Source organism: Polynucleobacter paludilacus (genome assembly GCF_018687595.1).
In the GTDB taxonomy this organism is placed as follows: Bacteria; Pseudomonadota; Gammaproteobacteria; order Burkholderiales; family Burkholderiaceae; genus Polynucleobacter; species Polynucleobacter paludilacus.
On sequence record NZ_CP061298.1, the window covers coordinates 693021 to 716720 of the forward strand.

Annotated in this window: 21 protein-coding genes; 14 read left to right on the plus strand and 7 right to left on the minus strand. The window is 47.2% G+C overall.

Annotated features, from left to right (window positions below; all coding sequences use genetic code 11):
* The first annotated feature begins 21 nt into the window (after positions 1 to 21).
* From AOC06_RS03715 to xth, 9 genes are all read left to right on the plus strand, one after another.
* Positions 22 to 957 (plus strand): YVTN family beta-propeller repeat protein, encoded by a 936-nt coding sequence (locus tag AOC06_RS03715; RefSeq protein WP_500797040.1) that lies wholly within the window; start codon positions 22 to 24, stop codon positions 955 to 957.
* A gap of 6 nt (positions 958 to 963) precedes the next feature.
* Entirely contained in the window at positions 964 to 1746 is a 783-nt protein-coding gene (locus AOC06_RS03720) for a polysaccharide deacetylase family protein (protein ID WP_215381327.1), read from the plus strand.
* Between the two features lie 3 nt (positions 1747 to 1749).
* Positions 1750 to 2733, plus strand: coding sequence for a sterol desaturase family protein (locus tag AOC06_RS03725; RefSeq protein ID WP_215381329.1), 984 nt, complete (start codon positions 1750 to 1752; stop codon positions 2731 to 2733).
* Entirely contained in the window at positions 2730 to 3590 is an 861-nt protein-coding gene (locus tag AOC06_RS03730) for an EI24 domain-containing protein (RefSeq protein WP_215381331.1), read from the plus strand. The genes AOC06_RS03725 and AOC06_RS03730 overlap by 4 nt, the downstream gene beginning before the upstream one ends.
* A gap of 1 nt (position 3591) precedes the next feature.
* Entirely contained in the window at positions 3592 to 4461 is an 870-nt protein-coding gene (locus AOC06_RS03735; protein ID WP_215381332.1) for a competence/damage-inducible protein A, read from the plus strand.
* A 175-nt stretch (positions 4462 to 4636) separates the two neighbouring features.
* Positions 4637 to 6052: a type I glutamate--ammonia ligase gene (glnA, locus tag AOC06_RS03740; RefSeq protein ID WP_215346899.1), complete on the plus strand. Its 1416-nt coding sequence runs from the start codon at positions 4637 to 4639 to the stop codon at positions 6050 to 6052.
* A 29-nt stretch (positions 6053 to 6081) separates the two neighbouring features.
* Positions 6082 to 7200: a nitrogen regulation protein NR(II) gene (glnL, locus tag AOC06_RS03745; RefSeq protein ID WP_439650694.1), complete on the plus strand. Its 1119-nt coding sequence runs from the start codon at positions 6082 to 6084 to the stop codon at positions 7198 to 7200.
* On the plus strand, positions 7197 to 8648 hold the full coding sequence (ntrC, locus tag AOC06_RS03750) for a nitrogen regulation protein NR(I) (protein ID WP_215381336.1): 1452 nt from the start codon (positions 7197 to 7199) through the stop codon (positions 8646 to 8648). Before glnL ends, ntrC begins: the two co-directional genes overlap by 4 nt.
* Complete coding sequence (gene xth, locus AOC06_RS03755; RefSeq protein ID WP_215381338.1) at positions 8641 to 9486, plus strand: exodeoxyribonuclease III; 846 nt, start codon at positions 8641 to 8643, stop codon at positions 9484 to 9486. Before ntrC ends, xth begins: the two co-directional genes overlap by 8 nt.
* 18 nt (positions 9487 to 9504) lie before the next feature.
* Here the strand turns inward: xth and AOC06_RS03760 are convergent, their stop codons facing one another.
* Genes AOC06_RS03760 through AOC06_RS03775 form a run of 4 tightly spaced genes read right to left on the minus strand, consistent with a single transcriptional unit; the run spans position 9505 to position 15721 of the window.
* A complete protein-coding gene (locus AOC06_RS03760; RefSeq protein WP_215381339.1) occupies positions 9505 to 11619 on the minus strand; it encodes a M3 family metallopeptidase in 2115 nt (704 codons plus the stop codon).
* A gap of 52 nt (positions 11620 to 11671) precedes the next feature.
* Positions 11672 to 12526: a bifunctional methylenetetrahydrofolate dehydrogenase/methenyltetrahydrofolate cyclohydrolase FolD gene (gene folD / locus AOC06_RS03765; protein ID WP_215381343.1), complete on the minus strand. Its 855-nt coding sequence runs from the start codon at positions 12524 to 12526 to the stop codon at positions 11672 to 11674.
* Positions 12526 to 13170, minus strand: coding sequence for a response regulator transcription factor (locus AOC06_RS03770; RefSeq protein ID WP_215272349.1), 645 nt, complete (start codon positions 13168 to 13170; stop codon positions 12526 to 12528). The genes folD and AOC06_RS03770 overlap by 1 nt, the downstream gene beginning before the upstream one ends.
* Positions 13139 to 15721 (minus strand): PAS domain-containing sensor histidine kinase, encoded by a 2583-nt coding sequence (locus tag AOC06_RS03775; RefSeq protein WP_215381346.1) that lies wholly within the window; start codon positions 15719 to 15721, stop codon positions 13139 to 13141. Before AOC06_RS03775 ends, AOC06_RS03770 begins: the two co-directional genes overlap by 32 nt.
* 200 nt (positions 15722 to 15921) lie before the next feature.
* Between AOC06_RS03775 and aceE the strand changes: the two genes are divergently transcribed.
* The 3 genes from aceE to lpdA are packed head-to-tail and all read left to right on the plus strand — an operon-like array spanning position 15922 to position 21745.
* On the plus strand, positions 15922 to 18618 hold the full coding sequence (gene aceE, locus AOC06_RS03780) for a pyruvate dehydrogenase (acetyl-transferring), homodimeric type (protein WP_215381348.1): 2697 nt from the start codon (positions 15922 to 15924) through the stop codon (positions 18616 to 18618).
* A gap of 28 nt (positions 18619 to 18646) precedes the next feature.
* Complete coding sequence (aceF, locus tag AOC06_RS03785) at positions 18647 to 19951, plus strand: dihydrolipoyllysine-residue acetyltransferase (protein ID WP_215381350.1); 1305 nt, start codon at positions 18647 to 18649, stop codon at positions 19949 to 19951.
* 9 nt (positions 19952 to 19960) lie between these two features.
* Positions 19961 to 21745, plus strand: a complete 1785-nt coding sequence (gene lpdA / locus AOC06_RS03790; RefSeq protein ID WP_215381352.1) for a dihydrolipoyl dehydrogenase — start codon at positions 19961 to 19963, stop codon at positions 21743 to 21745.
* 2 nt (positions 21746 to 21747) lie between these two features.
* On the opposite strand, the gene AOC06_RS03795 is transcribed toward lpdA, so the two are convergent.
* The 3 genes from AOC06_RS03795 to AOC06_RS03805 are packed head-to-tail and all read right to left on the minus strand — an operon-like array spanning position 21748 to position 22738.
* The gene (locus AOC06_RS03795; protein ID WP_215306211.1) at positions 21748 to 21996 is read right to left on the minus strand and encodes a hypothetical protein; all 249 of its coding nucleotides are present in this window, start codon (positions 21994 to 21996) and stop codon (positions 21748 to 21750) included.
* 1 nt (position 21997) lies between these two features.
* Positions 21998 to 22234: a DUF1902 domain-containing protein gene (locus AOC06_RS03800; RefSeq protein WP_215273167.1), complete on the minus strand. Its 237-nt coding sequence runs from the start codon at positions 22232 to 22234 to the stop codon at positions 21998 to 22000.
* 6 nt (positions 22235 to 22240) lie between these two features.
* On the minus strand, positions 22241 to 22738 hold the full coding sequence (locus AOC06_RS03805; RefSeq protein ID WP_215381354.1) for a hypothetical protein: 498 nt from the start codon (positions 22736 to 22738) through the stop codon (positions 22241 to 22243).
* A 138-nt stretch (positions 22739 to 22876) separates the two neighbouring features.
* On the opposite strand from AOC06_RS03805, the gene AOC06_RS03810 reads away from it, so the two are divergent.
* Entirely contained in the window at positions 22877 to 23218 is a 342-nt protein-coding gene (locus AOC06_RS03810; RefSeq protein WP_215326576.1) for a hypothetical protein, read from the plus strand.
* 165 nt (positions 23219 to 23383) lie between these two features.
* Positions 23384 to 23689 (plus strand): hypothetical protein, encoded by a 306-nt coding sequence (locus AOC06_RS03815; RefSeq protein ID WP_215381355.1) that lies wholly within the window; start codon positions 23384 to 23386, stop codon positions 23687 to 23689.
* Positions 23690 to 23700: the final 11 nt, after the last annotated feature.

Below are 23700 nucleotides of genomic sequence, written 5' to 3' on the forward strand. Positions count from 1 at the left end.
ATTCTTCAGATCCCATTGGGCATGAGTTCAGCCATGGCAGACCCAGCTCAACCCAAACTGGCCATCATCTTGAATTCAGCCGATGCTAGCGTGAGCTTGATTGATATGAATGCCCGTCAAGTGATTAAAACCGTGCCCGTTGGGAAAGAGCCGCATCACTTAATGATGACGCCTGATCAAAAGATCCTAATGATTGCCAATGCTGCTGGTAATGACGTTGTTCTGATGGATCCGACGAGTGGTGAAATTACTGGGCGCATTCCACACATCATTGATCCCTATCAGGTTGGATACTCTCCGAACCACAAATGGTTTGTTGCGAATGGCAATCGCCTGAATCGCGTAGATGTCTATGCAGCTGATGGCTCTAATCTCACTCTGGCCAAATCCTATAAGCTTGGTAAAACTCCAAGCCACGTTGCCTTTACATCGGATAGCAAAATTGCTTTTGTGAGCTTGCAAGATTCCAATGAACTTGCGGCAATTGATCTTGAGTCCCAAAACATCTTGTGGAAAATTTCGACTGGCAAAACACCCGCTGGATTGTGGATGACGCCTGGTGATCAATATCTGCTGATTGGTCTAACAGGTGAGGACAATGTGCAAGTGTTCGATTGGAAAACGCAAAAAGAAGTCAAGCGTATTACGACTGGTAAAGGCGCTCATAACTTCCGCCCCTTAGGCGACAAGAAACATGTGTTTGTGAGTAACCGAGTCGCCTCCAGTATTACCTTGCTGAATATGCAGACCTTAGAAAAAGAGGGTGAAATTACCGGCTTGCCTGCAGGACCAGACGATATGGAAATTACCCCAGATGGAAAAACCATGTGGGTGACCTTTCGTTTCGCTAAGCAGGTTGGTGTGATAGACCTTACTACCATGAAGCTGACTACTGTCATTCCAGTTGGTCGATCACCACACGGAGTCTTTTTCTATCCTCGTGCGGCTTGGGAGTAAAACAGCATGAGCAATCGTTCATTACTTGCTCTGATATTGTTTTCTTTACTGAGTTTTTCAGCGCTGGCTCAAACGAATGTAACAGCGGGTTCCTGCAATAAAACGGTCTACCTTACTTTTGATACCGGCAATATGTCGGTCGCAGAAACGGTGGCTGAGGTTTTGAGACGTCACAAGGTGAAGGCAACGTTCTTTTTGGCCAATGAGAAGACTTTTAGGGGCGATTACGCGCTAGATGATTCTTGGAAGTCTTTTTGGCAGACGATGGTGCAAGAGGGGCATCACTTTGGCAGTCACACTTACGATCACGACTACTTTGTTAAAGACGGTCCCCGCAATGAGGTATTTATTAAGCCCCAATTTGGTCCTGAGGCCGGTAAGACCATGTTGATGAGTGAGGCCAGTTTTTGTAAAGATATCCGCGAGGTTAATCAGCGCTTTGTTGAGTTGACTGGAGAGCCGATACAAAAAATTTGGCGTGCACCTGGTGGCAAGACCTCGCCCCGGCTCATTAGCATGGGTAATTTATGTGGTTATCAGCATATTGCCTGGGCGCCTGCAGGCTTTTTAGGCGACGAGCTCAATTCTGATCAATATCCGAATGCCATGCTGTTAGAAAAAGCAAGTCAGGGTATAAAGGATGGCGACATCACCATGGCGCATTTGGGAATTTGGTCTAGAAAAGACCCTTGGGCTCCTGCGGTTTTAGAGGCTCTGATTGAGAATCTTAAAAAGCGGGGTTTTTGTTTTGCAACCCTGCCCAAGACTAGCTCAAATCAGTCAAAATAGGGTATGGATCTGAGTCTAACCCTCGCCGCTGTTGCTAATGCTATTTCTGCTGCCTATGCCGCTATTCAAGAGCGCATTTTTTCAGGCGTAGTTGAGCCGTTACTCTATCAACTCGATCTGACTGGATGGTCTGAGGACTTCTTTGATGGCATTGATTGGTTCCTATTTGGCTGTATTCAGATCGTGATGATTGTCGTGCTACTGCGGACCTGGGAGCGCTTGAACCCTGCAGAGCCTCAGGAGAAATTTTCCAAAGCAAGCAAGGCCGATGTGGTTTATTCCTTATTTCATCGTCTTGGCATTTTCCATGGCTTGTTCTTTATTGCTTTGTCGGGATTCTTTTTCCAACTGGATTCTGTATTGCATGATTTTCGCTTCGCTCGACTCAATGTAGAGGATTGGTGGCCTGGTGTGACATCAGTGCCCATCATCAGTTTCTGCATTTATTTGATCTTGCTGGATTTGGTGGAGTATCTATACCATCGAGCAACCCATGCATTTAATTGGTGGTGGCAATTACATGCCTTGCATCATAGCCAAACGGTGATGACTGCATGGTCTGATAATCGCAATCACCTCTTGGATGATATTTTGCGAGCAGTTGTTTTCGCTTTCTTCGCACTCTCGTTTGGCGTCTCACCAGGCCAATTTATTTTTCTAGTCGTGATTAGCCAATTTATTCAAAGCTGGCAGCACGCGAATCTCAATATCGATTTAGGAATTGGTAAGTATTTATTGGTGTCACCCCTTTTCCACCGCATGCATCACTCCGTAGGCTACGGACATGAGGCGCTTGGTAAGCCAGGGGTATTGGGTGGTTGTAACTTTGGTGTTTTGTTTCCCTGGTGGGACATGCTCTTTAAGACCGCCGTGTTTAGTAAAGCGGTTTACCCTACGGGTGTGCGAGATCTTCAGCTTTCTCACAATATCCTGACCCAGCAGTGGCAAACGCTACGCTCTTCTGCAAGAGCAATATTCAAATCATGATTGCTGTCCAGCAGCTAGTCCGCGCATTCGGCTTAGCTTTAGTCGGCACTATGCACCCGCGTATGCTGTGGTTGAGTTTGCGCCCCTTTTTAATCATTTCTGTTTTTTGGGGTAGCCTAATCTGGCTCACTTGGACTCCTGCATTGGCAATACTCGGATCGTTTCTGACCAATTCTATTTTTACTAATTGGATACAAGAGGGACTGATTTGGGCGGGCTTTGATCATGCGCGCGCTTGGATTGCCCCGTTCTTTTTTGTGATGCTGGTGATCCCTCTGATCGCCATTAGCCTGTTGGTTTTGATTGCTTTCTCAACGGTGCCCACCATTGTCAATAATCTATGCAGACAATCACAATACAGTAGCCTGCAATGCAAGCAGGGTGGAGGCTTGATCGGAAGCTTAATCTACACTGTTTGGTCTACCTTCATTTGCTTGGCTCTAGTGATGCTGACCTTGCCAGTCTGGTGGATTCCACCTCTATTTGCGATCTTGCCCCCTTTGTTATGGGGCTGGTTAACGATGCGCCTAATGGCTTACGATGTGTTGGCTCGTCATGCGAGCAGCCAAGAGCGTGATACTTTGATTCAGCAATATCGCTGGTCTTTATTAGTCATGGGAATTGCTTGTGGAGTGTTAGGGGCAGTACCAACTTTCTTTTGGGCTACTTCAGCATTGGCTTTAGTCTTATTTCCGATTGTGAGTTTTGTGGCTTTGTGGATCTATTCCTTAATCTTTGTTTTTGCAGGTTTATGGTTTTCTCATTTCCTATTGGATGCGCTTCAGAATTTAAGAGAAGATGAGCTCAATCAAGCCCTTGTTGTAGAGACTCGTGTACTGGATAGTGGAGAGCAGTGAGATGGTTGATGCTTTAAAAATAGTAGAGATTGAGTTGCCAAGCGATGCAGCAAAGAGCTCAAGACGGTTTGGCTTGATTGTGATTGGCGATGAAATTTTGTCAGGTAAGCGTCAAGACAAGCATATGAGCAAAATGATTGAGTTGCTTAGTGAGCGAGGTTTAAGCTTGTCATGGGCTCGTTATCTGCCTGATGATCCTGCTCAAATTACCGCATGTCTCAGAGACACTTTTGTGAGTGGTGACGTGGTGTTTAGCACTGGCGGTATTGGGGCAACACCCGATGACCATACGAGGCAGTGCGCAGCATTAGCACTAGGCACGAAAACGCAATTACATCCAAGCGCCCAAGAGCTGATAGCGGGACGCATTCAGGCGATGGCAGAAGGTGATCCCATTAACACCGATCTCAATACACCCGAGAACCAACATCGCTTCAAGATGGGCGAGTTCCCGATTGGGAGCGAGATCATCCCTAACCCCTATAACCAGATTCCGGGTTTTTGGATTAAAGAGCATTACTTTGTTCCGGGCTTTCCGGTGATGGCTGCCCCAATGATGGCTTGGTGTCTTGATCACTTTTACAAAGACTTATTTCATCAAGAGAATTGGTCTGAGCGAAGCTTCATAGTCCCCAAGGGGATTGAATCCACCTTGACCCCGCTGATGGAGCGGATCGAGGGGAGTTTTCCGGGCGTAAAAGTCTTTAGCCTTCCCTCTATTGGTGATCCTACTAGAGGGGGTGTGTTTGCAGAGCGTCATATCGAACTAGGCATTAAAGGTAATGCCGATTTGCTTCAAAGTGCTTGGCTGGCCCTCAGAACTGGTACACAATCTCTCGGCTATGAAATTCACGATCTCCACCCTTCATGATTGCACTAATTTGGTGCATTTATAGGCCCTAGAGCCTGATAGAGATCCTTTTTAGCACTTAAATAGTGCAATAATGCTATTCAACGCTAGCTTGCTTGAGTAAATTAGCTGCATCAAATAGGTGTTGTTGACCTACTTATTGAGATTCCGAAATTAGATAACACAGGAGAGTTGCATGACCAAGACCGTCGCCGATGTAATGAAGTTAGTTAAAGAAAAAGAATGTACTTTTGTTGATTTCCGTTTTGTTGATACCAAGGGTAAAGAACAGCACGTATCAGTACCTATTTCTGCATTTAACGAAGACAAATTTGAAAGCGGTCATGCATTTGACGGTTCCTCCATCGCAGGTTGGAAGGGGATTGAAGCTTCTGACATGTTGTTGATGCCAGATCCAACAGCTGCATACATCGACCCATTCTATGAAGAGTCCACTTTGGTTTTGACTTGCGACGTGATCGAGCCATCTGATGGCAAAGGTTATGACCGCGATCCACGCTCCATTGCCAAACGCGCTGAAGCGTATTTAAAGAGCAGTGGTCTAGGTGATGCTGCTTACTTTGGTCCTGAGCCAGAGTTCTTTGTATTTGATGGCGTTCAGTGGAATGTCGATATGCAAGGTTGCTCAGTCAAGATTATTTCTGAAGAGGCTCCATGGTCGTCCGGTCTTGACCTTGAAGGTGGCAATACCGGACATCGTCCAGGTAAAAAGGGCGGTTATTTCCCAGTTGCTCCAGTAGATAGCTTCCAAGATATGCGTTCAGAGATGTGCTTGATTCTCGAATCTTTAGGTATTCCAGTTGAAGTGCATCACCATGAAGTGGCTGGCCAAGGCCAAAACGAATTGGGTACCAAGTTCAGCACATTGGTACAACGCGCTGATTGGACCATCTGGCAAAAGTATGTTGTGCAAAACGTTGCTCATGCTTATGGCAAGACAGCAACGTTTATGCCAAAGCCAGTCGTTGGCGATAACGGTTCCGGTATGCACGTTCACCAATCCGTTTGGAAGAATGGTGAGAACTTGTTTGCTGGTAACGGCTACTCAGGTTTGTCCGAGTTTGCTCTGTACTACATCGGCGGCATCATCAAACACGCCCGTGCCCTGAATGCGATCACCAACCCAGGCACCAACTCCTACAAGCGTTTGGTACCAGGCTTTGAGGCGCCAGTGAAGTTGGCTTACTCAGCTCGCAACCGTTCTGCGTCGATCCGTATTCCTTATGTTTCAAATCCTAAGGGTCGTCGTATTGAAACTCGCTTCCCAGATCCATTGGCTAACCCATACTTGGCGTTCTCTGCCTTGTTGATGGCCGGTTTGGATGGTGTACAGAACAAGATTCACCCAGGTGAAGCGGCTGACAAGAACTTGTATGATTTGCCACCAGAAGAGGATGCAAAGATTCCAACTGTATGCCATAGCTTAGATCAAGCTTTGGAGTGCTTGGACAAGGATCGCGAATTCTTGACCCGTGGTGGTGTGTTTACCAATTCGATGTTGGATGCTTACATTGCATTGAAGATGGAAGAGGTCACACGTTTCCGTATGACTACCCATCCAGTCGAATTTGAAATGTATTACTCCCTGTAAGAGAAGGAAAGAACTTGAGCGCAGGTTTATTGCGCAATTCGTTCAAGGGAGCAGCTTCGGCTGCTCCTTTTTTTCCGACATTGCTCGATCAAATTCCTAATGCCATCGTGATTTTCGAGGCAGATAGTCAGCAGCTGGTATATGTAAATCCTGCTGCAGAGTCTGCTTTGGATCTTTCACGTAAATCGCTGGAAGGCCAAAACTTCCAAGATTTGTTTGGCGATAACCTGCAACTCAAGGAAATGATCTCTGAAGTTAGGCGCGGTCAAGTTCCAGCTCAACGTCAGGAACTTTTGCTCCATTCTTTACCAGGTAGCATTCATCAAGAGACAATACCCGCCCATGTTGTGATTGCTCTGATGGATGACTCTGAATTCATGTTGATGGAGTGGTTTCCGATTGATCAGCAGTTGCGAACGGAGAGAGATGAGCGGGTAACGCAGCAGGTCGAAGCGAATAAAGAACTCATGCGCAATTTAGCTCATGAAATCAAAAATCCGCTTGGTGGCATTCGGGGCGCTGCTCAGCTTTTAGAGTTCGAGTTACCTGAAAAAGGCTTGCGTGAATATACCCAGGTCATCATCAAAGAGTCAGATCGTTTACAGACCTTAGTTGACCGCCTTTTAGCGCCGCATCGTAAAGCACATGTGATGGAGTATTTCAATGTTCATGAGGCTTTAGAGCGTGTGCGCAGCCTAGTGTTGGCCGAGTTTCCCAAGGGCTTGAAGATCGTGCGTAATTACGATACTAGCCTGCCAGATCTCTTGGGTGATCGTGAACAGTTGATTCAGGCGGTACTCAATATTGCTCATAATGCGGCTCAAGCACTCAGTAATGAAATTGAGGCAGGGGTTGCGCAAATTGAACTCCGCACTCGAGTGGCCCGCTCGGTAACAATTGCTAAACAGCGCTACAAACTCGCCATGGATCTAGATGTGATTGATAACGGTCCTGGGATACCAGCTGATATTCGTGAGCGGATTTTTTTCCCACTCGTTTCTGGACGAGAGGGTGGTAGTGGCCTAGGGCTGACCCTGGCGCAAACCTTTGTTCAGCAACACCAAGGTTCAATTGCTTGTGAGAGTAAGCCAGGCTATACCCATTTTCATATTCAAATACCGTATCGCAGGCAGGAGAAATCAGAATGAAACCAATTTGGATCGTCGATGATGATCAATCTATTCGTTGGGTTCTTGAAAAAGCCCTTACGCGGGAAGACATTCCTCACCGTAGCTTTACCAACCCTAATGATGTCCTGAATGCACTAGAGAAGGATACACCCAGTGTCTTGATTTCAGATATTCGGATGCCGCGTGGGAACGGCTTAGACCTTCTCCAGCATGTGAAGGTGAGTCATCCTCATTTACCTGTCATTATCATGACGGCCTACTCAGACTTAGATTCTGCAGTTTCTGCATTTCAGAGCGGCGCCTTTGAATACCTCACTAAACCCTTTGATTTGGATAAAGCGCTTGAGCTGATTCGACGCGCTATTGAGCAGGGTGATCGCGCTCAGTCAGGCACCAAGGTTGCTGATGATTGGAGGCTAGACCAATCTGAAGTTATTGGCCAAGCACCAGCGATGCAAGAGGTATTCAGGGCGATTGGTAGGTTGGCACAGTCCCACGCTACGGTATTGATTATGGGTGAATCTGGCACTGGTAAAGAGTTGCTAGCCCAGGCTCTGCATAAACATAGCCCCAGAGCCAAAGGTGCTTTCATTACCTTCAGTAGCTCTGCAGTACCAAAAGAATTACTTGAATCAGAATTGTTCGGTCATGAAAGAGGAGCCTTTCCAGGTGCTCAGACTCTAAAACGCGGTCGGTTTGAGCTAGCAGAGGGCGGCACCTTATTCTTAGATGAAATTGGTGACCTCTCTGCTGATTTGCAAACCCGTTTGCTCAGAGCGCTTACTGATGGCCATTTCTATCGCACTGGTGGGCAAGATCCTATTAAAGCCAATGTGCGTATCATTGCCTCGACCCATCAGAACCTAGAGGCGCGAGTATCTGCTGGACTCTTCCGCGAAGATCTTTTGCATCGCTTAAATATCATCCGTTTGCGTATGCCACCCCTGAGAGAACGCTCTGAGGATATTCCTTTGTTAGCGCGGCACTTTATGCAAGCTTGTGCAAAGTCACTTGGCGTTGAAGCTAAAAAGCTATCGGATGAAGCCCTACAGCACATGACGAATATGTCTTTCTCGGGCAATGTGCGTCAATTGGAAAACCTCTGTCATTGGCTTACCGTCATGACACCCGCCAGCACAATTGGAGTCGGAGATCTTCCCAGCGATTTATTCACGGCTACTAATGAACCTGCCGTGATTGTGCAAGGCGAGTCTACATCAATTGCTCCTGCGCTGAATCGTTCCAATACCAGTGATTGGGAAAATGGCTTAGGCCGACTTGCGGTCAAGATGTTACAAGATGGCGATCAGTCGGTATTTGATGCCTTGACCTCACGTTTTGAGAAGGCTGTTCTCCAAGCGGCGCTTGAAGTAACCCGTGGTCGTCGGGTTGAGGCGGCTCAACGTTTAGGTATCGGCCGTAATACGATTACCCGTAAGTTGCAGGAATTGGGTATCGATGACTAGCTCCGTTCGCATCGCAGCTTGGAATGTCAATTCTTTGACGGTACGTTTGCAGCAGGTAATCCGTTGGTTGCAAGATCAAGAAAAAGCAAATGCGCCTATTGATGCGCTTTGTTTGCAAGAGCTCAAGCTTACGGATGAAAAATATCCCCATCGTGCGCTTGAAGATGCGGGCTATCTTAGTTTGGCGGCTGGGCAAAAGACCTATAACGGAGTTGCTATCCTTTTGCGTAAAGCAGCGCTAGCTCCTATTGCCAGTGATATCGATACGGCATTCTTAAAACCGATTCGCAATATTCCAGGTCATGTGGATGAGCAACAACGTATTCTGGCAGCAACTGTCTGCTTCAAAGGTATGCAGCCCATTCGGATGATCTCGGCTTATTTTCCGAATGGTCAGGCGCCGGGTAGTGAAAAATTCATTTATAAACTAAGCTGGCTTGAAGCACTACAGCAATGGCTAAAAGCAGAACTTGCTCAAAGTGAGCGCTTGGCTTTATTGGGTGACTTCAATATCGCTCCAACTGATGACGATGTCCATGATCCGAAAGCATGGGAAGGGCAGAACTTGGTTTCACCAGCAGAGCGGGGTGCTTTTCAATCTCTACTCAACTTAGGCTTGGTAGATTCATTTCGCATGTTTGAGCAAGCACCTAAAACCTATAGCTGGTGGGACTACCGCATGATGGGCTTTAGAAGAAATGCCGGTATGCGGATCGATCACATTTTGCTCAGCAAAGCCCTAGAGCAAAAATGCAGTGCTAGCAAGGTTGATAAACAACCCCGCGCATGGGAGCAACCCTCTGATCATGCTCCCGTCATTGCAGAAATTCAGGCTTAGTTAAAACCGCTCAGAGTTTTAAGCTAAGCCGCCATGACGCAGTAGAGCATCGATTTGCGGTTCTCGTCCTCGAAACGCCTTAAAGGATTCAGCAGCAGGTCGACTGCCGCCCACCTCTAAAATTTCTTGACGGTAGCGGGCTCCAGTCTCTGGATCTAAGACGCTTCCAGTTAGTTTCGCGGCGTCCTCAAACGCAGAATAGGCATCAGCTGAAAGTACTTCAGCCCATTTATAGCTGTAGTAACCAGCAGCATAGCCACCGGCAAAAATATGACTGAAGGTATTTGGCCAGCGAGAAATCTCGGGCTGAGGGATGACATTACATTGCCCTGCAATGATTCTAGAAAGATCCAAGACTGCCTGACCATGAGCTGATTTGGCATCAAAAGTAGAGTGCAATCGCCAATCGAGTAAGGAGAAGGTGATTTGACGTAAGGTTCCCAAGCCATTTTGGAAGTTCTTGGCCGCCAGGAGCTTGTCAAACAGTTCGCGCGGGAGTGGTTTTCCAGTCCCTGCATGAGCCGTCATCTTTTCTAAAACTTCCCATTCCCAGCAGAAATTTTCCATAAACTGACTAGGCAATTCGACGGCATCCCATTCAACACCATTGATGCCTGATACGCCTAAGGCACCTACTTGAGTCAGGAGGTGATGTAAGCCATGGCCACTCTCATGGAAGAGGGTAATCACATCGTCATGCGCAATAGTGGGCTGACGCAGTTGACCATCTACCGTGACTGGGGCTGGAAAGTTACACACCAAATAGGCAATCGGGGTTTGGATGTCACCATCAGGTAATTCGCGACGGCCTCGTGCATCATCCATCCATGCACCACCGCGCTTACCTGGACGAGCATATGGGTCGAGATAAAAGTGGGCCACAATATTTCTTTGGGTATTCCGAATCGCAAAAGATTGCACATCTTGATGCCATGTTGGTAAGTCAGCTGGCTCAATGGTGACTCCAAACAGGGTTTGAATAACCCTGAAAAGTCCTTCTAACACTTTGCTCAAAGGGAAGTATTGCTTTAGTTCATTTTCAGAGAAGGCGTAACGCGCTTGCTTCAGTTTTTCTGAGGCAAACGCAATGTCCCAGGGCTGTAGACCGTCATCAAGTTGAAGATGGTCTTTAGCAAACGAGAGCAATTCTTGCCAATCTCTTTCTGCAAAGGGCCTGGCACGTTGTGCAATATCACTCAGGAAGTGGTCTACCTCATCAACACTGCGCGCCATCTTTGGCGCCAGACTCAGGGCGGCGTAGTTTACAAAACCCAACATCTTCGCCTCTTCAGAGCGCAAGCGTAACTGATCCAACATATTTTGGGTGTTGTCCCACGCCATTTGACCCTGACCATACGCAGGCGCTAATTCTGAAGCACGGGTGATATAGGCTTGATACAAGAGCTTACGTAAAGCCCGATTCTCTGAATACTGCATTACTGGGTAATACGAAGGAAAGTGCAGCGTAAATGCCCAACCCGTTAACTGTTTTTGCTTGGCGGTATCTGCAGCAGCAGCTACGGCATCATCCGGAAGGCCGGCCAACTCAGATATGTCAGTAATCAGATGGACAAATCCATCGGTAGCATCTAAGACATGATCTGAAAATGCTTTGCCGAGTTGGGCTTGCTCATCCTGGATTTGAGAGAAGCGGGGCTTATCCACAGGACTGAGCTCAGCACCTCCCAAACGAAAATCTCTCAAAGAGTTCTCAATCACTTTTTTCTGGGCACGACTTAGATTAGAAAATTCCTTACTCTTGCTCAGTAACTTAAATTTTTCGTATAAGGCGAGGTTTTGCCCTAGGCTTGACATGAAGGCGGTCACCTTAGGTAGCATCTCTCCATATGCAACACGCAGTTCTGGTGAATCAGCAACACTATTTAAATGAGAGATTGCGCCCCAAGCGCGACTAAGTAATTCGGTTGCATCTTCCAATGGTTCGGCTAAGTCTAACCAAGTGCTAGGCGTATCTATAGCTACCGCATGATCTACTGCCAGCTCGGCTTGCTCAAGAAGATGGTTGATGGCAGGAGCAATATGCTCAGGCAAAATTGCTGAGTATTGCGGAATACCGGTACCAAAGGTAATAAGAGGGTTGTCTTGAAGATTTTGCGGGATCGATAGTTTCATCCCTCTAGCTTAATGTAAGCCAAGATTGTTTGTCCAAAAATAGGCAGGATATTTAGTGCTTAGGCGCTTTCTCAGCCGCCTCTAAGGTATTCATGAGCAACATCGTAATCGTCATGGGACCCACACCTCCTGGAACTGGAGTAATCCAGCCGGCAACATACTTGGCAGTATCAAAGTCAACGTCCCCACAAAGCTTGCCATCAGGAAGACGGTTAATGCCAACGTCAATGACAACAGCACCTGTTTTAATCATGTCACCCGAGACCATGTGAGGCTTGCCTGTAGCGACCACCAAGATATCAGCATCTTTAGTATGGTGTGCTAAATCTCGAGTTTTGCTATTACAAATCGTGACGGTTGCCCCGGCTTGTAAAAGCAGCATTGCCATGGGTTTACCAACAATATTTGAGGCTCCCACAATGACTGCGCGCGCACCACGAATTGGATAATCAATACTCTCGAGGATTTTCATACAACCGTAGGGAGTGCAGGGCTTGAACTCAGGCTTACCAACCATTAAAGCGCCGGCATTTGCGACATGGAAGCCATCGACATCTTTTTCGGGGGCGATTGCCTCGAGTACACGCTCAGCTGCAATGTGCTCAGGTAAGGGTAATTGCACCAAGATTCCATGAATTGCTGGGTCTGCATTGAGAGTGGCAATCCGAGCCAGTAATTCTTCTTCTCCCAGTTCAGCAGAATAACGCTCTAGTACAGAATGAAAGCCGACATCTTCGCAAGCTCTGACTTTATTGCGGACATAGACTTGACTAGCAGGGTTATCGCCAATCACGATCACTGCAAGTCCAGGCCGAACACCTTTCGCAGTCAGAATCGCGGCACGTGCAGCAATTTCTGCACGGAGTTTTTTCGAAAGGAGATTTCCGTCTAATAACTGCGCAGGCATTATGTATTTGGCTGAGGGTCGGATAAGGCTAAGCGGAGCAAATCAGCAACGGTGTTCACGTTGAGCTTCTCCATGATATTGGCCCGGTGTGCTTCTACAGTTTTAATGGAGATGCTTAAGTCATCCGCAATTTGTTTATTCAAACGACCAGCCACAATACGCTCAAGCACTTGTCTTTCGCGCCCAGTTAACTTGCTGAGCAAGCTTTGCGTAATTTTGCGGTGATTCGCTTGTGAGTAATCAACCCGTGCTTTAGCAAGCATGCGATCAACTAAGCTGCAAAGATCATTTTCTTTAAATGGCTTTTCAATAAAATCAACGGCACCACGTTTCATAGTAGACACAGCCATCGAGACATCGCCATGACCGGTGATGAAAGCGATTGGCATGGGATAGTTTTCACTGATCAAGCGCTCTTGCAATTCAAGGCCGGACATGCCTGGCATCCGGACATCCAAGATGGCACAAGAAATTGTCGATTTATCGGTGCTTTGTAAGGATTGCATAAAACGTTCAGCACTGGCGTGGCATCTGACCACATAACCATTACTTTCTAAAAGCCAAGTTAGGGAGTCACGGACAGCTTCATCGTCATCTACGACATAAACCACTTCAGCTTGGTTTGGTTTGGCTATTACGTTCATTTTCAGTTTCCCGGCTTTCGGAAGATTCTAAGGGTAGGAGTATTGTAAAGGTGCAGCCCGAGAGCTTGGTCCGCTCGGCATCCATCTGGTTTTTGGCCCAAAGTCGGCCATGGTGGGATTCAATAATCGAACGGCAAATATTGAGCCCCATGCCCATACCTTCAGCTTTGGTGCTGAAGAAAGGCTCAAACATGCGCTCAATGACCGCCTCTGAGATACCACCGCCAGTATCTGAGACCTGGATACGGAGCATGGCCGGGAAGGTACTAGTGTCTAAATCGGCGGTAATTTTGACCGGAGGGGCCGACCAGCGGGAAGACGAGGGATAAGCTTCACGCATGCTATCAAGGGCATTTTTCAGGAGATTGACCAAGACCTGGAGAACTAATACCGGATCGACAGGGACTTCGGGAAGATTCTCTGTAACTGAGGAGACGATCGATAGGCGATGTCGATTGGCCTCGATTTCTACGAGACCGACCGCATCATTAATAATGTCAGCGATCGAGCAGAGCTTACGTTGCAGCTCGCTGCGTTTAACAAAGCCACGAATACGTTGAATAATGGTGCCTGCTCGCACTGCTTGCTCAGATGCTTTTTCTAGTGCGGGCAAAATGTCGCGCGGGATATCCACCTCGGTTGAGCCTTGCAAACGTTTCGCAACCCCCATGCAGTAATTCGAGATCGCTGATAGGGGTTGATTTAATTCATGGGCTAAAGAGGAGGCCATTTCACCCATCGTCGTCAAGCGGCTAGTGAATTGCATCTTCTCTTCTTGCTGGCGAGTTAGCTCATCGGATTCTTTGCGAGCGGTGATGTCTGTAGCAATTAAGAGTTGAGCCAAGCTCTCATCAACCCAGGGAATGAAGCGTCGACGAACTTCATACCATTTCGACGAATCGCCAATGAGTTGAATTTCTTCGGATTCGGATTCTTGGTAGAGGGCGGATGGCGGGATGCCTGGATTCTGATCGGAAGATTCTTCAGTCAGCTCTTGCATTGCATGATGAGCCATTTGCCCACCCACTAGATCAAAGTGTCCCTTCGAGTCATCGCCAAAACGTTCCCGATAGAAGCGATTCGCAAATAGCAGAGCGCCTGTTTCGATTGACACCACAGATACTGCAGCATCTAAACCTTCAAGTACTGTAATAAAACGCTCTTGAGAGGCGGCTAATTTTTCCCGAACTTTAGTTGACTCAGTAATATCAATCACTGTGGTTACCCAGCCATTTTGAATGCCTTTCTCATTGACCAAAGGGGCGATAAAGGTTCTGGTGTCTATGGGTGATCCATCATGTCGAACAATGATGCCCCGAATTCCCTCTTTCATCTCATGGTAATGCTTGGGATTTAAGGCTAAATTCATCTGCTCCTCTTGAGCATCCTTTTTATCTTCAGGCCAGAAAGGGAATGGGGGCTTTAGGCCAATGAGATCTTTTTCTTCCCAGCCAGTCATTTCACAAAAGGCTTTATTGACATAGGTGATGCGCCCATCCATAGCATGACCCCGAATGCCCACTGGTGTGGAATCCTCCATTGCATTTCGGAAATTTGTCTCGGCTTTCAGGTTGGCCTCTGCTTCCTGACGCACTTGCATTTGTTTTAGCACTGACCACAAACTCCAAATCACGAAAGCACTCAGGCCTAAAACAACGCCAACGAGCATGCGGAAGGTGAGATTGGTTGGCGCTGGGTAAGTGTCAATTCGTAAAGTGAGATTAGGGCTGAGAACCCCAATATCAAGACTGGTTTGATTGCTAAATGCCCGTTTGGGTGTATCTCGATCTGAAGAAATAGCGAGCACGCGATCGTTATCCGTCATCAAGGTAAAGCGATACTGGGCTTTTAACTCCGCCGGAATCACATCGAGGATCCCTTGAGTGCTGTAGAGCGCTGCTATCACGCCGAGATTATCAAGACCATTTGAAATGGGCACTACCTGCCAAAAAATAATCCTTTTTTCTCGGACGATTGGATCTACCTGTTTGTCATCAAGCGCTACAAACTGGCTATAAGCAGGTTGGCCGGTTGCTTGACTGATATTGATCGTTTTGCGTAATGACTCTTTGACAAGGTTGATTTGCTCAGCACTTTGCCCGTCACCGAGTCCCAAGTCTTTCTTATTCCGGTTGGCCTGCGCCACCCATTGCACTTCATTATTTTTATTGAGCCAAAATAGCTTACGGATTTCATGTTCATCGCCCAATAAAGTCTCGGCTTGTTGCAATGCGTTGGCCCGAACCTTCATTTCATCATTGCTGGCGGCAAGTTCTCGGCTGATGGCCAGAAGGCTATCGGCATTACTATTAAAGCGCAGTTGTATGCGTTGCTTGGCGAAGACGAGTTCCCGAAATAGGGCCGCCTCTTGCTGATTTTTTTCTTGTAATTGCAGTGTTCCTAAGATGACACCCATCACGGCAGTGAATATCACGATGGCCATCAGTGGGGTGTAGACGAGTGGGGTGTAGACGAGCCTAAATCCCCGTATTTTTCGGATCCATCTCAGGGGCTTTAATAACCAATTTGATAGCGGCACTTGTTTTTTCATTTCTAAGTCATTTTGCCTCATCATCCTGTTGTATTTAATCCAGGATGCATCGCAGCATAATTCCATATTATGAGAAATATTATCATTATGTGGAAAATTACTTGTTCATGAAATAAACCCCTTCTAGAATCTCTAACATCAAAAGAGTGTTTAATAGATCAACAAAAAAGATATACAAAAAATATTAAAGGGAGACCATCATGGCTGCGATACCAGATCAAATCTTAGGTTCGAGTAAGGCATCTGACCAAGATCCTGTGGAGACTCAAGAGTGGCTCCAAGCGCTGGATGGTGTGATCCGCAATGAAGGTGTTGATCGTGCCGCCTTCTTAATTGATCAGCAAATTGCGCATGCTCGTGTCAATGGCGTTGAGCAAGCATTTCATGCAGAGACTCCCTACATTAATACCATTCCGGTTGAGCAGCAGGCCAGATTGCCTGGTGATCAGAACATTGAGCACCGGATTCGTTCTTACACACGCTGGAATGCGATGGCGATGGTGTTACGTGCCAATAAGGACACGAACGTTGGCGGCCATATTTCTTCATTCCAATCCGCGGCAACTTTATATGACATTGGCTTTAACCATTTCTGGCATGCACCATCCCCAGAGCATGGCGGTGATTTGATTTTTGTTCAAGGTCACTCAGCCCCTGGTGTCTATGCCCGTGCCTACATGTTGGGCCGCTTGACTGATGAGCAGCTGAACAACTTCCGCCAAGAGGTGGGTGGCAAGGGAATCTCAAGCTACCCACATCCTTGGTTGATGCCCGATTTTTGGCAGTTCCCAACGGTCTCAATGGGCTTAGGTCCCATCATGGCCATTTATCAAGCGCGCTTCATGCGCTACTTGCGTGATCGTGGTTTGGCAAAAACTGATGGTCGTAAAGTTTGGGCCTTTTTGGGTGATGGTGAAACCGATGAACCAGAGTCTCTTGGTGCAATTGGGATGGCCGGTCGCGAGAAACTCGACAACTTGATCTTTGTGATCAATTGCAACTTACAGCGCTTAGACGGACCTGTACGCGGGAATGGCAAAATTATTCAGGAGCTCGAGAGTGAGTTCCGTGGTGCTGGTTGGAACGTGATTAAGGTCGTTTGGGGCGGACAGTGGGACGCACTCTTTGCTCGAGATAAAAAGGGCATCTTGATGCAGCGCCTCGGCGAGATCGTTGATGGTCAGTATCAAACCATGAAATCGAAGAACGGCGCTTATGTTCGCGAGATCGTATTTAACACTCCTGAACTGAAAGCATTGGTCAGCGATTGGAGTGATGAAGAAATTTGGCAGCTCAATCGTGGAGGTCACGATCCTCATAAAGTCTATGCTGCCTTCCATGCGGCAGTCAATCACCAAGATGAGCCTACTGTGATCTTGGCGCATACGATTAAGGGTTACGGTATGGGCGGCTCAGGTGAGGCGATGAATATTGCGCACCAAGCTAAGAAAATGAATCCGGATGATGTGCGTCGCTTCCGCGATCGTTTTGAGATTCCAGTAAAGGATGCTGACCTCGAAGAAATTCCGCTGGTGAACTTTGCTGAAGGTAGCCCAGAATTAGAGTACATGAAGGCGCGTCGTCAGGAGTTGGGCGGATATCTGCCACAACGCCGCATGAAAGCAGAAAGTTTGCCAGTACCAAGCCTGGAAGTATTTGCACCTATGCTTGAGGCAACCACTGAAGGTCGAGAAATCTCAACGACGATGGCCTTTGTTCGTATTCTCAATACGATCGTACGCGACAAGACCATCGGCCAGCGAGTGGTTCCAATCGTGCCGGACGAATCTCGTACCTTTGGTATGGAGGGGATGTTCCGTCAGCTCGGTATTTGGAGTCAACTTGGACAACTGTACACACCCGAAGATCATGATCAATTGATGTTCTATAAGGAACATAAGACTGGCCAGATTTTGCAAGAGGGTATTAATGAAGCGGGTGGCATGTGTGATTGGATTGCTGCAGCGACCTCTTACTCAACCCATGGCGTGCCCATGTTGCCTTTCTATATTTTCTACTCCATGTTTGGTTTCCAGCGTATCGGTGACTTAGCTTGGGCAGCAGGTGATATGCGCAGTCGCGGTTTCTTGCTCGGCGGCACTGCGGGTAGAACCACTTTGAATGGCGAAGGCTTGCAGCATGAAGATGGCCATAGTCAAGTGTGGAGTGCTGCAGTACCTAACTGCGTTAGCTATGACCCTACATTCTCCTTCGAACTGGCCGTAGTGATTCAAGATGGTATGCGTCGCATGCTTGAGGCCCAAGAAGATGTGTATTACTACATCACCTTGATGAATGAAAACTACGCCCATCCTGCAATGCCTAAGGGCGCAGAGCAAGACATCATCAAGGGCATGTACAAACTCAAATCGGTTGGAGAACCTAACGCAAAACTGCGTGTACAACTTTTAGGCTCTGGCACGATCTTCCGCGAAGTGATCGAAGCTGCAGAAATCTTGCACAAAGAGTGGGGTGTTGCCTCTGATTTATGGGGATGCCCAAGCTTTACAGAATTAGCGCGTGATTGGAATGCAGTTCATCGTCATAACTTACTCAATCCAACCAGCGAACCAGCGCTTTCTCATGTTGAGAAATGTCTGAAGGGTACTGCTGGGCCTGTGATTGCAGCAACAGACTATGTTCGTGTATTTGCCGAACAGATCCGCCCAGCGATTCAGCATATCGGTCGTCAATATGAAGTCTTGGGTACGGATGGCTTTGGCCGTTCCGATACGCGCGAGAACTTACGTGATTTCTTCGAGGTAGATCGCCGTTGGGTGGTATTGACTGCCTTGCGTTCTTTAGTCGATGCTGGCCAGCTTGATCGCCAGAAATTAGCCGAAGCTATCAAGAAGTATGGCATTGATAGCGCTAAGCCAAACCCCATGACAGTCTGAACAAGACATTACATTACAGATCAAGACTATGAGCCAATTCATTGAAGTCAAGGTCCCCGATATTGGGGATTACAAAGATGTCCCAGTTATCGAAGTGCTAGTGAAGCCAGGCGATACGATTGAAAAAGAACAATCCATCGTCACTCTGGAGTCAGATAAGGCGACGATGGATGTCCCGTCATCACATGCTGGTGTAGTCAAGGAAGTCAAAGTCAAAGTCGGTGACAACATTTCTGAAGGAGCAATCGTAGTACTCCTGGAAGAGAGTGCTGGTAGCACTGCTGCACAAAGCGCCCCAGTTGCACCTGCAGCACCTGCTGTGGCAGCCCCACCTGCAAAAGTAGCTGCTGTAGAGCCACCCGTCAAATTGGCTCCGCCACCTCCACCTGTCAGCAATATTCCTGCGCCCATTGCTGACAATGTCGGGCATGCTAGTCCGTCCGTACGCAAGTTTGCGCGTGAGCTTGGTGTTACGGTTACCCAAGTGACTGGTTCAGGTCCAAAGGGTCGTATTACTCAAGAAGATGTGCAAGCCTTCGTCAAGGCTGCTATGAGTGGGGGCGGAACTCCTGCAGCTGCTTCTGGTGGTAGTTTGGGTGGCCTCAATATTATTCCTTGGCCAAAAGTCGACTTTACAAAGTTTGGTGAAGTTGAGCGCTTACCTCTCAATCGCATTAAGAAGCTGACTGCAGCCAATCTAGCGCGTAATTGGATCATGATTCCAGCGGTGACTTATCACGAGGATGCCGATATTACGGATCTTGAGGCATTTCGTGTATCGACCAACAAAGATAATGAGAAGCAGGGCCTCAAAATTACGATGTTGGCTTTCTTAATGAAAGCTGCTGTAGCAGCACTCAAGAAATACCCTGAGTTCAATAGCTCCTTAGATGGAGATGAGCTGGTGCTCAAGAAGTATTTCAATATCGCCTTTGCGGCAGATACCCCTCAAGGTCTGGTGGTTCCAGTGATTCGTGATGCAGATCAAAAAGGCATCTTTGAGATCGCTCGCGAAACTTCTGAACTTGCAGCCTTAGCCCGAGATGGCAAACTCAAGCCCGAGCAAATGCAGGGTGCCAGCTTCACCATCTCTTCTTTGGGTGGCATTGGCGGTACTTACTTTGCACCGATTGTGAATGCCCCAGAAGTCGCCATTTTGGGTGTGAGCAAGGCTGCTATGAAGCCCGTTTGGGATGGCAAGCAATTTGTGCCTCGTTTAATTTGCCCACTTTCACTCACTGCAGACCATCGCGTGATTGACGGTGCATTAGCAACACGATTCAATGTGTACATGGCCCAGTTGCTTTCTGACTTCCGTCGCGCCACTTTATAAGAGGGAATCATGTCAAAGCAAAACATCACGGTTCCTGATATTGGCGATTATTCCGATGTCCCTGTCATTGAAGTATTGGTCAAAGTGGGTGACGTAATCGAAAAAGAGCAGGCTCTTTTAGTGTTGGAGTCCGACAAAGCCACCATAGAAGTGCCCGCTGACCAGGCTGGCAAAATTCTGAGTCTTGCAGTGAAGGTGGGCGATAAAGTGAGTAAGGGCAGCGTCATTGCTGAAATAGAGGCAAGCGGGGCAGTGGCTCCGGTATCTCCAGCATCGCCCCCTACACCAGCCCCAGTAACTCCAGCAAGCGCACCAGCCCCACAGTTAGTTCCAGCAGCCGGCCAATACAGCGGTAAGGTAGATCATGAGTGTGAACTTCTGGTACTAGGGGCAGGACCTGGCGGCTACAGTGCCGCCTTTCGTGCCGCCGATTTAGGTCTGAAAACCATCTTAGTAGAGCGTTATGCAACCCTCGGCGGTGTTTGCTTAAACGTGGGATGTATTCCCTCAAAGGCACTCTTACATACTGCTGCCGTAATGGATGAAGTAAAGACCATGGCAAAGCATGGCATTACTTTTGGTGACCCTAAGATTGAAATCGATCAACTCAGGGCGTATAAAGACTCCGTGATTGGAAAGCTTACGGGTGGCTTGGCTGGTATGGCGAAGGCACGTAAAGTGCAAGTTGTTCGTGGCCTAGGTCATTTTTTAGATGCGAATCATGTCGAAGTAGAGATGACTGATGGCGCAGGTCAAGACCTTAATGGCAAAAAAGAAGTGATTCGTTTTCAGAAAGCCATCATTGCGGCAGGTAGTCAGCCCGTGAGTTTGCCTTTCTTGCCGGTTGATCCCCGCATTGTTGACAGTACAGGTGCTTTGTTGCTCAAGAGTGTGCCAAAACGCATGTTGGTGATTGGCGGTGGAATCATTGGTCTTGAAATGGCTACGGTCTATAGCACTTTGGGTTCCAAAATCGATATCGCAGAGATGATGGATGGCTTGATGGCAGGCGCTGATCGTGATCTTGAAAAAGTGTGGGAGAAGTTCAACGCAGGGCGCTTTGAGAAGATTATGCTCAAAACGCGTGCTGCCAAAGCGGAAGTGAAACCTGATGGTATTCAAGTGACATTCGAAGGTGAGAATGCACCAGCAGAAGCTCAGACATACGATTTGGTTTTAGTGGCTGTTGGACGCACTCCGAACGGTAAGAAGATCGATGCAGGCGCGGCGGGTGTGCAAGTTGATGAGCGAGGATTCATCGCAGTCGATAAGCAAATGCGCACGAATGTAGCTCATATTTTTGCGATCGGCGATATTGTTGGTCAACCCATGTTGGCTCATAAGGCCGTACATGAGGGTCATGTTGCTGCTGAAGTGGCGGCTGGCCATAAATCTTATTTCGATGCTAAGCAAATCCCTTCGGTTGCCTATACCGACCCGGAAGTTGCTTGGGCCGGTCTGACTGAAGAGCAATGTAAAGCTCAAGGTATCGCTTATGAAAAAGGCTTATTCCCTTGGGCTGCTAGTGGAAGAGCGATTGCCAATGGTCGTGATGAGGGCTTTACCAAGTTATTGTTTGATGCCAGCACGCACCGCATTATTGGTGGCGGAATTGTCGGAACGCATGCAGGTGATCTCATTGGTGAGGTTTGTCTCGCGATTGAGATGGGTGCTGATGCAGTTGATATTGGTAAAACCATTCATCCGCATCCCACTTTAGGGGAGTCGGTTGGCTTGGCTGCAGAAGCTGCTGAGGGGCATTGCACCGACTTACCGCCTGTTAAGAAAAAGTAAAACTATTCAGCCTCTTCTTCGGGCTCTTTAAAGTGTTCTGGTAAGCCGGCTAGCATGAGTAAGATATTGGCCGCTTTAAAGGTGCGAACTTTGCTGTCCACGGGGATGTAGATGGTAGTGATAGGTGAGTACCAGAGATCATGATTACCTCGGTGTCCGGGCTTAACGAATTGGCAACCAGCAGCCTTCAGTAATTCAATAATCTGCTGAGTATTGGATGCTCCCATGGATTGGGTATATACAGTAGCCATGTTATTCGCTCATCGCTTGGGTTTTGACATACTTGCGAGCGATGATTTCGATAATAATTTCCTCATCTGTTTTGCGCTCGTTCAGAAGCAGTAACTCAGGTACCATCGATTGCAATTTAGTGGAAAGTGTTTCGATGCTTTCTGCTTCGGCAATAAAGCCTGGGATATCGTTTGAAGAAGCAATCCAAACGTTTTCTTCATAGTCCCACTCTGCGTAAACTAAGAGAATCTGCTTCATAAAGACCTACAGCGGTTTAATTTTGACAGTTTCACCCATCACTTTATTATTTTCAATCATCAATCCATTGTGATTAAGCATGGCGTTGTAGCGAGCAAGACTTTGCGCCCGCTCTTTTGCAAAAGCGCCATAACTCAATTTACCGATGTAGAGTTTTTGAACGGCATCTTCAAAGTTCTGATGCATTTCGTTTACCGCAGTGACCATCAGCGGAGTAGAGTGCTCTTCACGAAAATTACTGCCCAAATTAAAGCATGCATTTACATCAAGATTCCACTGTGAGATGGCTGCTTTTTCATGTTTTTTAGCTTTGGAACGATTATTCATCATGACCAAAGTTTGGTCGTTTGGATTGGAGAGCGCAACCTTACTGCGAATGATTTGCAAATCTGGTTTTTCATTCAGGTCGGCAAAGCAAGCTTGGCTAGGATCGCTTTCTTGGGCGTAGACCAAGCTTGTTGAGGAGAAGAGTGCAAGCGCTAAAAAAGCAGTTAATAGTTTCATTTTTTCTGTGTAAATAGTATTAAGATCAGTAACCGATTGATTTTAAATGCCTCTAATATCGTAAGCCTAGCAGATTTGACGTTCAGTAACGCGCGTGTGCTAAGATTTTTTTCATCCTTACTCTTTTAACCCAACCCAATGATTCAAAACTCCGACAGAGAGGCCACTCGCTCTTTATGCGTCAGCTTTAATCGCTACTTCAAAGAGGGTCGAAGCTTAAAGATGAGCTTATTGGGCATGATCGACCTCAGTAAAAAATCTCTTTCGCAGTTACGTGAGGTTGATTCCGAGAAAATCTTAGCCCCATTTAATGCCCAAATGAAAGTCATGATGCCAAGTGAGTTGAGGCGAATGACCATTGAAATTATCAGCTACCTCATTGTTGAACATATCAACCCTAAGCTGGATCCTGTGGATAAGTTTGAGCTTGGCGTGTACATCGATCGAGAAATTATTTCCCTTCGAGACTGGTCTCGCTAAGCTCTCACTTACTCCTTTTAGAAGTGCCCATTCTCATTACGACACTTTTTTTGCAAACTTCACTAATTTAAGCAGAAAAATAACCGTAAAGAGTGATGTTCTAGTCAATTTCCCTAGAGAAAATTTGTCTTTATCGCTTCAGAAAGCTGTAGAATGAAACCCATGATGAGTGAAATTTTAGTCCCCGTTATTTTTATCGTAGTCACGATTGCATTTATCGCAATCGCTGCTTTTGCTATTCGCCTAAATGATTCTTTTGATCTTTTAAATAACAGCCAAAAATCAATCCATTCGATCTTAAAAGAGACTCAAACTGAGACAAGAAGTAATACCGACTCGATCATGATCAGTCGCGATAAGTTGGCTGAAGCACTCGCCAAACTAGAGGAAATCGAAGCGATTGTCGCCGGTCTGAGTGCTGCTAACAGTCAGTTCAAGGCTCCCCCCAAAAAAGTCCCTGCTAATCAGTAATTTTGACCTAC